The 11,944-nt window shown below is 69.4% G+C and carries 8 protein-coding genes and 1 pseudogene; 5 read left to right on the forward strand and 4 right to left on the reverse strand.

Annotated features, from left to right (window positions below; translation table 11 throughout):
- The first annotated feature begins 163 nt into the window (after nucleotides 1-163).
- Nucleotides 164-1,012, forward strand: a complete 849-nt coding sequence (locus tag IG84_RS0108380) for an endonuclease/exonuclease/phosphatase family protein (protein ID WP_078648685.1) — start codon at nucleotides 164-166, stop codon at nucleotides 1,010-1,012.
- 132 nt (nucleotides 1,013-1,144) lie between these two features.
- On the opposite strand, the gene IG84_RS0108385 is transcribed toward IG84_RS0108380, so the two are convergent.
- Nucleotides 1,145-2,527 carry an SLC13 family permease gene (locus IG84_RS0108385; protein WP_031053286.1) on the reverse strand — a complete coding sequence of 461 codons (1,383 nt, stop codon included), beginning with the start codon at nucleotides 2,525-2,527 and terminating at the stop codon, nucleotides 1,145-1,147.
- 319 nt (nucleotides 2,528-2,846) lie between these two features.
- A complete protein-coding gene (locus tag IG84_RS0108390; RefSeq protein ID WP_037799617.1) occupies nucleotides 2,847-3,485 on the reverse strand; it encodes an IclR family transcriptional regulator in 639 nt (212 codons plus the stop codon).
- A 69-nt stretch (nucleotides 3,486-3,554) separates the two neighbouring features.
- On the opposite strand from IG84_RS0108390, the gene IG84_RS0108395 reads away from it, so the two are divergent.
- Nucleotides 3,555-4,832, forward strand: coding sequence for a CaiB/BaiF CoA transferase family protein (locus IG84_RS0108395; RefSeq protein WP_078648686.1), 1,278 nt, complete (start codon nucleotides 3,555-3,557; stop codon nucleotides 4,830-4,832).
- A 2-nt stretch (nucleotides 4,833-4,834) separates the two neighbouring features.
- Nucleotides 4,835-5,761, forward strand: coding sequence for a beta/alpha barrel domain-containing protein (locus tag IG84_RS0108400; protein WP_051861513.1), 927 nt, complete (start codon nucleotides 4,835-4,837; stop codon nucleotides 5,759-5,761).
- Between the two features lie 101 nt (nucleotides 5,762-5,862).
- Here the strand turns inward: IG84_RS0108400 and IG84_RS42580 are convergent, their stop codons facing one another.
- Entirely contained in the window at nucleotides 5,863-5,985 is a 123-nt protein-coding gene (locus tag IG84_RS42580) for a hypothetical protein (RefSeq protein WP_281179328.1), read from the reverse strand.
- 923 nt (nucleotides 5,986-6,908) lie between these two features.
- Between IG84_RS42580 and IG84_RS0108405 the strand changes: the two are divergent.
- Both IG84_RS0108405 and IG84_RS0108410 read left to right on the forward strand, forming a co-directional pair.
- Nucleotides 6,909-8,185: pseudogene (locus IG84_RS0108405) on the forward strand (family 2 encapsulin nanocompartment cargo protein terpene cyclase).
- Nucleotides 8,186-8,190: 5 nt separating this feature from the next.
- On the forward strand, nucleotides 8,191-9,087 hold the full coding sequence (locus IG84_RS0108410; protein WP_051861514.1) for a geranyl diphosphate 2-C-methyltransferase: 897 nt from the start codon (nucleotides 8,191-8,193) through the stop codon (nucleotides 9,085-9,087).
- A gap of 86 nt (nucleotides 9,088-9,173) precedes the next feature.
- Here IG84_RS0108410 and IG84_RS0108415 read toward each other — a convergent pair whose 3' ends face one another.
- Complete coding sequence (locus tag IG84_RS0108415) at nucleotides 9,174-11,939, reverse strand: fumarate reductase/succinate dehydrogenase flavoprotein subunit (RefSeq protein ID WP_031053305.1); 2,766 nt, start codon at nucleotides 11,937-11,939, stop codon at nucleotides 9,174-9,176.
- Nucleotides 11,940-11,944: the final 5 nt, after the last annotated feature.

Genomic DNA, 11,944 nt, shown 5'->3' on the forward strand with positions numbered 1-11,944 from the left:
CACGTTGCGTGCACTGCAACCTGGCGCGCGCACAGCGATATGCGTTCACCCTGGGGCGAGAGGCTAGACGCAAGGTTTTTCCGTGTCCAGACGTGGTGCCTCACCTTTTCCTTCGGGTGGGGCGATAACACTGTCCGGCCGTGCCGTGTGCCACGCTGAAGTGATGAGTGAAGCGGTTCGCGGCATGCGGCTCATGACCATGAATGTGTTGGCACCGCAGTACGCCGACGGCTCGAGTCGGCGGGCGGTCCTGGCGCAGGAGCTTCAGCGCCTGGGCCCGGATGTGCTCGCACTCCAAGAAGTGACTCGCCGGGACGTGGCAGCCCTCGTCGAAGAGGACTGGCATGTGGTTCCGCATCCGCGGTGGTCCTCCGACGGAGTGGGAGCCGTACTGGCTGCTCGCCGCCCTTTCGGGCGCGTCGTGACGGACACGCTCGAGGTGACCGAGCGGACCGCGCACACCGACTGGTGCGGAGTCGTTGCCGCCGAGCTTCCGCTCCCCGAACCGCTCGGCACGATTCTCGTGATCCATCACAAGCCGAGTTGGCCCTATGACTATGAGCATGAACGGGAACTGCAGGCCCTCGTCGCCGCCCGCCTGGCCGACCGGGTCGCCGCCGAACGCCCCGTGCGCCACACCGTCCTGCTCGGCGACCTCGACGCAACACCTCAAGCGGCGAGCCTGCGCTTCCTGCAGGGTCTGCAGCCGGCGGATGGGCTGAGTACCTGCTTTCAAGACGCCTGGTCGACCGTGCACCCCGACGAGCCAGGTCCCACTTTCAGCTCCGAGAACCCACTGCTACGGCAGGGTGACATGCCCGAGGCGTCGGATCGCCGCATCGACTACATCATGCTCCGCTGCGGCTCCTACGGTCCCACCCTGCGTATCTCCTCCTGCCAACGGGTCCTGGTGCAACCAGCGAACGGCGTCCAGGCGAGCGACCACTACGGCCTGGTCGCCGACCTGACACTTCCCGACCATCTCCCGGGCCGCTGGAAAGAACAGAGCTGAACGCCACAAAGCGCCGCCCAGTGGCGTGAGTTGAGCCAGGACCCGTTCAGCACGCCGTAGCGAGCTGGTGATCCGCCCCGCCCGCTGTCCGTTCTGTGTATCCGGACGCGTTCCGCGTACCCGGACACGGCGTCACAGCGACATCGGCACCAGCATCGCCGGCCAGACCAGCAGTGGTGCCCCCACGACGACCAGCCCCGTGTACGCCAGCATCTTCCGCTGGAAGCGTTGTTTGTCCGGGACCTGGGCCTGAGCGAGGACGATGACGCCGTTCGTCGAGTACGGACTGACGTCGACAACCGTCGAGCAGAATGCCAGCGCCAGAACCAACGCAACAGCGCTGATTCCGCCCTGCTCGATCAGCGGAAAGGCGATCGGCAGGGCGATTCCGAGCGTGCCGAGGGACGAGCCGAACGCCGACACGATGCCCACCACCACGCAGAGCAGCAGCGCCGCCGACAGGGGAGAGCCGAGTGCGCCGGCCGCGTCCCCCAGCGTGGCGAGGGTGTGATTCTGTGTCAGCACGGTCATGTACGTCATCATTCCGCTGACCAGCAGCACCGCCGACCAGCTGATGTCGGTCATGCCCTCCTTGTGTCGCTGCGGGGCGACCAGCAGCAGGACCGCTGCGATGACGAGGGCGGCGACACCGACGTCGATCCTGAGGACGCCGGCCCCGACAACCAGGCCGACCAGGCCGACCAGGGTGAGCAGGCGGATCGGGGTGAGTAGCCGGACCGGGGCGACTTCGGCCTCCTGGCGGGCGGTGGGGACCTCGAGTGCGGTGGCGGGGGGCACGGTGGTCGCCGTACCCCTTCCTGTACTCGTACCGGTCGTGCGGCCGCCCGATGGCTGCGGGCCCGTGCCGCCGATGACGTCCGGGAAGGTGACACGGTCGGTACTGGTGTCACCGTCCGCCTCGCGGCGCAGCAGGCCCCGGCCCAGTACCAGGAACAGCGCGAGCGCGAACAGGAAGTTGAGCGCGAACACCACCGCGAAGAGCAGCAGCGCGTTGATGTGGAGCCCGGCCCGTGCCGCCATGTCGTTGGTGAACGCCCCGTACACGGTGATCGGTGAGAACGCGGCGCCCAACGCGCCATGGCTGAGCATCATGCCCATGAGCAGCGGATTGATCCGGTACCGGTGGGCGATGGGCATGGCGATCGGTGCGAGCATGCCGACGGCCAGCACGGAACCGAGGGCCATCAGTACGCCGGCCAGGGCGAACATCAGCCAGACCACGGCCCAGCGCCGCCCGCGCACCAGCCGGAGCGCACCGGTGACCACGAGGTCGATCGTGCCGTTGGCCCGGGCGATGCCGAAGAGCAGCGTGATGCCGACGATGAGGACGAAGGTGTCGCCGGGGAAACCGGCGAAGACCTCGTCGAGTGGGATGCCGGAGGCAGCACCGATCACGAAGGCCGCGACAAATGCGAGCAGCCCCATGTTGATCGGCGTGAGGGTGGCCACGAGGAACAGCCCGACGAGGGCGATGAGCGACAGTACCTGGACCATGGGCAGAGCCCTTTCCGGTCACGGGCCTGCCCGGGCGCCCGCGACGGCGCAACGGCGGCACGTCACCTTGACTGTTCCCAAATAACGGGAACTGAGTGGTCAATGGGCGGTGCGCTTCGGGGGAGACCGTAGAGGGGCGTCGTGTGCCTCACAAGACGTTGTACGTCGGTTTTTGGCAGCGGAACGATCGGAGCCCGTATGTCCGCGGACGAGTTTGTGCGCCCGGCCCCTTGTCGAGAGGGGGAGCGGGTGGTTACGGTCTGGCTCAGATATTGAATGGTGCTTCCCAAATAATGGGAAAACACAAGGAGGTGGCTCGTCAGGTGGTGAGTGCCTCGGCGATCCGGCGTGCGACGTCCGCGACCAGGGTTCCGTACCGTTCGCCCGGGCGGTCGCCGATGCGTTGGATCGGCCCGGACAGGCAGACGGCAGCGGCCGGGCGCCCCTGGAGGAGGACGGGCGCGCTGACCGATGCGGCGCCCGGGGTGCGGATGCCGACGCTTTCGCGCCAGTCGGGCCGCGGCTCATCGGCCGGATGCGCGAGGACCTGTCCGGCGGAGCCGAGCGGCAGCGGGATCGTCCCGCCCGCCGGCACCGTCATCCGCAGCTCGTGCGGCGAGTCGACGGAAGCGAGGCACAACCGGCTCTCGCCGCGGCGCACCCAGAGCTGGGCCGACTCCCCGGTGGCGTCGCGCAGTTCGGTGAGGTACGGCGTGCCGACCTCGCTCAGTGCGGAGGTCGCGAACCGGGCTCCGAGCCGGAAACGGCCCTCCTCGTCCCGCACCAGCAGGCCGTGCGCCTCCAGGGCGGCGGCCAGCCGGTGCGTGGTCGATACGGACATGCCGAAGAGCCGGGCCAACTCGGCTGCGGTCTGCGGCTGTTGCTCCGCCGCGTCGAGCAGCGCGATCGCCTTGTCGAGGACGCCGACACCGGTGACCCGCATCTCCACATGATCCATACGGCGCATGGTAATTCCCACATATTGGGAACTCAAGAGGCGGCTTTCCCGCCATGGAGGACACTTCCCATGACGCAAGACCAGACGCCCACCCGCATTCCGGAGACCGAGACCGAGACGGAGACCGAGACCACGAAAGCACCTGCGCCACTGGAAGGCATCCGTGTCCTGGAGCTCGGCAACTACATAGCCGCCCCCTTCGCGACCCGCATCCTTGCCGACTTCGGAGCCGAGGTCATCAAGGTCGAACGCCCGGGCACGGGGGATGAGCTGCGCCGCTGGCGCGGCACTCCGGGCGACACCTCGATGCTCTTCCGCACCCTGGGCCGCAACAAGCGCTGCATCACCCTCGACCTCTCGGGCGAGGAAGGCCGCGACATCGCCCTCCAGCTCGCCGGCAACTGCGACATCGTGGTCGAGAACTTCCGCCCCGGCACCCTGGAGCGCTGGGGCCTGGGCCCCGAACGCCTCACCGAGGCCAACCCCGACCTCGTCCTGGTCCGCATCTCCGGCTACGGCCAGACCGGACCGTACCGGGAACGCCCCGGCTTCGGCGGCGTCGCCGAGGCATTCGCCGGCCTGCGCCACATCACCGGCAGCCCCGACCGGCCTCCCGTGCGGTCCGCCACCGCCATCGCGGACACCGCGGCCGGGCTGTACGCCGTGATCGGTGCGCTCATGCTGCTGCTGCGCCGGGCGCGGGGGCACCAGCCCGACCGGCCGCAGGTCGTTGACATCGCCCTGTACGAAGCGGTGTTCTCGATGCTGGAGGCGATGGTTCCCGAGTACGACGCGTACGGGATCGTCCGCGAGCGCACCGAGGGTTCTCTGCCCGGTGTCGTCCCGTCCGGCATCTATCCCTGCCGTGACGGTCAGTCAGTCGTCATCAATGGCAACGGCAACGGCATCTTCGTACGGCTCATGCGCACCGCCGGGCGTCCCGACCTCGCCGACGACACGGCCCTGGCCGACGCCCCCGGCCGTGCGGCGCGCGCCGAAGAACTCGATGCGGCCCTCTCCGCATGGACCGGGCGTCACACGATGGCCGACGTCCTCGACGCCCTTGCCGAGGCCGGTGTGCCGTCCGGGCCGGTCCACAACGCCGCCACCATTGTGAACGACCCGCAATACCGGGCCCGGGGCATGCTCCAGGAGTTCGAGGTGGACATCGCGGACGAGACCAGGAAGGTCCGCTTTCCGGGCGTCGTCCCCGTACTGCCCGGCAGCCCGGGTGGAGTCAAGTGGCTCGGCCCCGAAGTGGGCAGCCACACGGAGCAAGTACTGACCGGCACCCTCGGCCTCAGTGAAACGCGCATCAAAGAACTGCGCGACCGGAAGGTGATCTGACGATGGCCACCTTCGACAGCACTTCGGCCGGCAAATCTGCGGGCAGCTCGGCTCCCGATGTGGTCGTCACCGACGTTGTGCTGCGAGACGGACTTCAGGACGAGCCTGTCTTCGTACCCGTCCCCGATCGCGTCGCCCTTGCCGGGGCCCTCGCCACCGCGGGCATCCCGGAATTCGAGGCCGCTTCCTTCGTCTCGGCCCGCCGTGTACCGCAGATGGCCGGTGCCGAAGAACTCCTCGCAGCTCTCCCGCGCTCTCCGGAAGCCAAAGTCGCCGGTCTCGCCCTCAGCCCCACCGGCGCCCGGCGCGGCGCGGCGGCGTACGCGGCCGGGCAGCTCGACGTGCTGCGCCTGGTCGTCTCCGCCGACCCCGGCCACAGCGTCGCCAACTCCGGGCGCGGTGTCGACCAGGCACTCGACGAGATCGGCGAGACCCTCGCCGTCCTGCCGCCGTCCCTCACCGTCGAGGCGGGAGTGTCCACCGCGTTCGTCGGCCTCGACGGGGGCCTGCTGCCCACCGAGCGCCTGCTGTACGTCGTCCGTCGCCTCCACGACCTGGGCGCCCGCCGGATCGGACTCGCCGACACGCTCGGCACCGCCCCCACCGAGCACGTCGTGCACTGCCTCTCCACTGTGCTGGAAACCTTCCCCGACCTGACCGTCGGCCTCCATCTGCACAATGCCCATGGGCAGGCGCTGCGCACGGTGGATGCCGCGCTCGGCCTGGGCGTTGTCCGCTTCGACAGTGCGCTCGGCGGCCTCGGGGGGTGTCCCTTCGCACCAGGTGCCCACGGCAACCTGGCCACCGAAGAGCTGGTCGCCCATCTCCACGCGCGTGGACTGACGACGGGGATCGACGAGACGGCCCTGGCCGAGGCGGGAAGCCTCCTCAGCACCGTTCTGGCCCGTGCCACCGCGGTGCCCGCCTGAGAGAAAGAGGTGGTCCAACGGGGCGGTGTGCAGCGGCGGCTTCTGGCCGGTGTCGCGGTCCACCGGCCAGAAGCCGCCGCCCCGGGCGGACACGATGCTGGTCAGATTCTTCGCTCCCCGCACTGAAGCTGCGGGGAGAACCACACCGCACCGTCCGGCCCCGTGGCGATGGCTCGCAGCGGGATGTCGAACTCGCCCTCCATCACGGCCGCGCCCGCTGCCATCGCTGTGCCCGCTGCCGTCGCCCGCGCGGCCGCCGGAATCCGGCCCGCAGCCCGCTACCGCGAGCGTCACCGTCAGCGCGAGCGCCGCGGTGATCCTCCGCCGCGCCTCACTCTCCGCAGCGCAGCGATGTCGGTACCTCGGTGCCCCGCAGTGGACCGTCCCGGGAGGCGTGCACCTCGGCCACCTTCCGCCCGCCGGGCAGGAACCGGGCGTGGGAGGGGCGGAGAGCCGGAGCGGGTACGGGGTAGGGCGGGCCAGGTGCCGACGGACCGCCGCGCGCGTCCTCGGGCGAGGATCTCCGCGCTGCCGTCCGGCGCCACCACGGTCAGGCGGCTCAGGGGATCGGCGCGCTGCCGGTAGGCGCGCTCCGCGAACAGTCCGGCGACGGAACATGACCTGATTTCGCCGTGTCACCTCCGCGGCGGGCGGTCGGCTATTGCCGTGTTCCTGACCGTCAAGAAAGCCGGTACCTGATTCGTGATTCCGTGGGCTGCCAAATCAGGCCGCAGGTGGCAAAGGTGAGTGCCGGATGGGGTAACCCTGCCGTGCGTGAAACGTGTTCTCGGCCACGTAGTCCGAATGCCATCGGTCATCCGGATAAACCCCATGCGGAGCAAGGTCACTGCATCGAGGTAACTCCAACGGCCTCACGGGCGAGCCGGCCGTGCCGATCGTTATTGTTTCCTGGTGTCCGGACAGCCGGATTCTCGGATATTCGTTCTCGATTACCAGATATTCACAGCTCTTCTCCTCTTTCGCCGCCTGACGCCAGCTACGCCGATCACCGACCTCACGAAGGAGAGCCAGCCCGATGGCCGTTGACTGCCTTCGCCTCCAGCCGCAGAACCGTTACGGCGTGGCCGGCGCAGCGTGGCCGGCGCAGAGCGCGCGCAGACGCGACTAAAGGCCCCGTCCGGCGGCCATCACCGCCCGAACCCTTCCCGAGCCGGGCAGCAGGCCCGGGATCGGGGTCAGCACACCCACCTCACCAAGGAGTTACGGATGCCCGATTCCGGGAGTCCTCCCCTGCCGTCGAGCCTGCCCGGACCGAACCCCGCTCTCGAACGGATCCTGCGTGGCCCCAGTGGTCTGGGGACGGCGAGCCTGCACTTGGCCCGGCGCGAGGAGCTGCCGGAGCCTCCGGCGCCCGAGACACCGGAGTTCGAGACGCCTCCGGCGCCGCCGGAGCCCGATACACCGGAGCCCGAGCCGGCGGCGGAGGGCAACCCGATCCCGGGCCTCTATTACCACCCGATCCCGGAGCCCGACCCGGCGCGGGTCGAGGAGGTCAGCCGCAGGATCAAGGCATGGGCGGTGGACGAGGCCCAGGTCTATCCCCCGGAGTGGGAGGACCAGTTCGACGGCTTCTCCGTCGGCCGGTACATGGTCGCCTGTCATCCGGACGCGCCCACCGTCGAGCACGTCATGATCGCCACGCGGCTGATGGTCGCCGAGAACGCGGTCGACGACTGCTACTGCGAGGACCACGGCGGCTCGCCCATCGGTCTCGGCAGCCGCCTCCTGCTGGCGCACACGGCTCTCGACCCGCTGCACACGACGGAGGAGTACGAGCCCGCGTGGCTGGAGTCGCTCCAGTCGGACGCCCCTAGGCGCGCGTACCGCTCCGCCATGGCGTACTTCCTCGAGACGGCCACCCCCTCCCAGGCCGACCGGTACCGGCACGACATGGGCCGTCTGCACCTGGGGTACCTCGCGGAGGCCGCCTGGGCCCAGACGGACCACGTGCCCGAGGTGTGGGAGTACCTGGCGATGCGTCAGTTCAACAACTTCCGCCCCTGCCCGACCATCACCGACACCATCGGCGGCTACGAACTGCCGGCGGACCTGCACGCGCAGCCCGCCATGCAGCGCGTCATCGCGCTCGCCGGCAACGCCACCACCATCGTCAACGACCTGTACTCGTACACCAAGGAACTCAAGAGCCCCGGCACGCACCTGAACCTGCCCGTGGTGATCGCCGAACGCGAGGGCCTCTCCGAAAAGGACGCCTACCTGAAGGCGGTCGAGGTCCACAACGACCTCATGCACCGCTTCGAAGCCGAGGCCGCAGCCTTGGCCAGCGACTGCCCCGTCCCGACCGTGCTGCGCTTCCTGCGCGGAGTGGCCGTATGGGTCGACGGCAACCACTACTGGCACCAGACCAACACCTACCGCTACAGCCTGCCCGACTTCTGGTAAGAGGAATGGACTTATCTGTGACCAGCACCGAGTTCAGCACCATGAACGGCACCTCCGCCTTCGTCCCCGCCCCGGCATCGCCCTACCAGGGTGAGATCGCCCGTTACTGGGATCAGGAGGCCAGGCCCGTCAACCTGCGTCTCGGCGACGTCGACGGGCTCTACCACCACCACTACGGCATCGGCGACGTCGACCACGCCGCCCTCGGGGACGCCGACGCCGGCGACTACGAGAAGAAGCTGATCGCCGAGCTCCACCGCCTGGAGTCGGCGCAGGCCGAATACCTCCTGGACCATCTCGGCTCCATCGGGCGTGACGACACGCTCGTGGACGCCGGCTGCGGCCGGGGCGGTTCGATGGTCATGGCCCACCAACGGTTCGGATGCAAGGTCGAGGGCGTCACCCTGTCGGCCAAGCAGGCCGACTTCGCCAACCAGCGCGCCCACGAACTCGGCATCGAGGACCACGTCCGGGCGCGTGTGTGCAACATGCTCGACACGCCGTTCAGGACGGGGCAGGCCGCGGCCTCGTGGAACAACGAGTCGACCATGTACGTCGACCTGCACGACCTCTTCGCCGAGCACTCCCGCATCCTCGGGGTGGGCGGCCGCTACGTGACCATCACCGGCTGCTGGAACCCGCGTCACGGCCAGCCCTCGAAGTGGGTCTCCCAGATCAACGCGCACTTCGAGTGCAACATCCACTCCCGCCGGGAGTACCTGCGCGCCATGGCCGACAACCGTCTCGTACCGCAGGCCGTCATCGACCTGACTGCCGCGACCCTGCCCTACTGGGAGCTGCGAGCGACGTCTTCCCTGGTCACCGGCATCGAAGAGGCGTTCATCAACTCCTACAAGGACGGCTCCTTCCAGTACGTCCTGATCGCAGCCGACCGCGTCTGACCGCTCGCCGACGACTGAAAGGGCCGGCCCCCTCCCCGACGCTCCGGCCCTTTCGCAACGTCACCAGGACGGCTTCCCCGGTTCGCTCAACTACCCGCGCTCCTGGCGTAGGCCCGCACATCGGCATCCGCGTCCGCCGTCGCGGAACGCAGCGCCTCGCGCGCCGCGGACGAGCCTTCGGCATGATCCAGCAGCGCGAGGACGGCCGCCTTGCGGACATCGGCGTGCGGGTCACCCAACGCCGAACGCAGCGCCGGCAAGGCCACGGAAACGGCTGCCGACGACAGGGCCGTCGCCGCGCCCTGACGGATTTGCCAGGAGACTTCCGTGCGCAGGAATTCGGCGGCCACCGTGTCGTACGGCGGGACGCAACCGCATCGGGAGAGGGCAGCCAAGGCCGCCGCACGAACGAGCACGTCCGCGTCGTCCAGGAACGGGACCAACAGGTCCCGCAGGACGTCCGGATCGCCGCCGACCGTGCCGAGGGCCCTGGCGGCCGCCACGCGTACCTCGCGCCGCTCGTCCTGGGCCGCCAACGCCAGTTCCCCGCCCGCGTCGACCGAGACCAGAGCCCGGACCGCCTCCAGGCGTACCTCCACCGACGTGTCCCGCAGGGCCTTCGCGTAGTGTCCCGGTTCCCCCAGGCGCAGGGCACGCAGGATGTCGAGCGAGGCCGCTCGGACGGTTGCGTCCGAGGACGACAGTGCGGTGGTCAGGGCGTCCCGCAGCGCGGGGCCGGGGTCAAGGACCTCGACCATTTCGCGCAGTGATTCCGCTGCCGCCCGCCGTACGTCCGCGACCTCGTCGCGGAGGGCATGGGCTAGCGCCAGGCCCGTACCGTCGGGGGCTGTCTCGGTGAGCGTGGCGACGGCCGCTCGCCGGACGGCCGGGTCGGGGTCGTTCAAGTACGGCCGCAGCTCGGCGAGTTCCGTCGCCGTATCGGCCAGGGCCAGGAGCTCCAGGATACGTGGGGAGTCCGCGAGGTCCGCTGCCGGACCGGGGTGGGGGTGCGCGTGCGCGGGTGTGGTGATCCGGGCTTCCGGCGCGCGCTCGCGCGGGCCTGCCGTGGCGACCTGTTCGGGGTGGACCTGGCCGATGTGGCGCGACGGCCCGCCGGTCGGTGTGAAGTCCGGCAGGGGAACGACGTACGGCGACACGGGACGGGCTGTGAACTCCATCCGCCCGCCGTTCCCCTTGCGCAGGTCGAGGTGGTACAGCCACTCCTCGTCGTCGCGCCGCGGGTGGTCGGTGCGCTCGTGGTACAGGCCCCAGCGGCTCTCGGTACGCGCCAGTGACGAGCGGGCCGCCATCTCCGCGCAGTCGCGGATGAAGGAGACTTCGGCGCAGCGCATGAGTTCGTGCGGGGTGGTGGCGCCCATCTCGGCGATGTCGGCTCGCATGCGGTCGAATGCCTCGATCGCGAGGGAGAGCCGGGCACCGCTCTTGGGCGGTGCGACGTAGTCGTTGACGAAGCGGCGGAGTTTGTACTCGACCTGGGGCTGGGGCGGGCCGTGCGGGTTGCGCAGCGGCCGGTAGATGAGTTCGTGCGCCTCGGCGAGCTGCTGCCGGTCCAGTTCACCCTCGTACGGCCGCAACGCTGCCGCGTCCGCGCCGGCCAGTTCGCCGTAGACGAAGGCTCCGATCATGTAATTGTGCGGGACGCAGGCGAGGTCTCCGGCCGCGTACAGCCCGGGGACGGTGGTGCGGCCGTGGTCGTCGACCCGGACGCCCGACGCCGAATGGCCGCCGCACAGCCCGATTTCGGAGATGTGCATCTCGATGTCATGGGTGCGGTAGTCGTGGCCGCGTCCGGCGTGGAAGGTACCGCGAGTGGGGCGTTCCGTGGTGTGGAGGATGTTCTCCAGGGCGGTGACGGACTCCTGTGGGAGGTGGCTCAGTTTGAGGTAGACCGGACCGCGGTCGGAGGCGGTCTCCGCGGCGAACTCGGACATCATCTGGCCGGACCAGTAGTCGGAGTCGACGAAGCGTTCACCGTGCCGGTTGACCTGGTAGCCGCCGAAGGGGTTGGCGACGTACGCGCAGGCGGGGCCGTTGTAGTCCTTGATGAGCGGGTTGATCTGGAAGCATTCGATGCCGGTCAGGTCGGCACCCGCGTGGTAGGCCATGGCGTAGCCGTCGCCGGCATTGGTGGGGTTCTCGTACGTGCCGTAGAGGTAACCGCTGGCGGGAAGGCCGAGCCGGCCGCAGGCTCCGGTGGCGAGGATGACACCGCCCGCGCGGACGGTGGTGAAGCGGCCGGTACGGGTGTGGAAGGCGGCGGCGCCGACCGCCCGCCCGTTCGCGGTGAGGACGCGGACGGGCATCAGCCGGTTCTCGATGCGGATGCGTTCCCGCATCTCGCGTCGGCGCAACTGCCGGTAGAGGACCTTCTTGATGTCCTTGCCCTCGGGCATGGGCAGCACGTACGAGCCGGAGCGGTGGACCCGGCGTACGGCGTACTCGCCGTACTCGTCCTTCTCGAACTTGACGCCATAGCTCTCCAGCCGCTTGACCATGGCGTAGCCGCGGGTCGCGGTCTGGCGGACCGTGGTCTGGTCGACGATGCCGTCGTTGGCGCGGGTGATCTCGGCAACGTAGTCGTCGGGTTCGGCACGGCCGGGGATGACCGCGTTGTTGACGCCGTCCATGCCCATGGCGAGGGCTCCGGAGTGCCGCACATGTGCCTTCTCCAGCAGGAGGACGTCGGCGCCGTGCTCGGCCGCGGTGAGGGCGGCCATCGTACCCGCGGTGCCGCCGCCGATGACGAGGACGTCGCAGGTCAGCTCGTCGGCGTCGGCGATGTCCGGGATCCGGAACGGAGCGTGGGGCGGTGAATCGGGAGGAGCAGACATGGGGA

Origin of the sequence: Streptomyces ochraceiscleroticus, assembly GCF_000720485.1 — a bacterium.
In the GTDB taxonomy this organism is placed as follows: Bacteria; Actinomycetota; Actinomycetes; order Streptomycetales; family Streptomycetaceae; genus Streptomyces; species Streptomyces ochraceiscleroticus.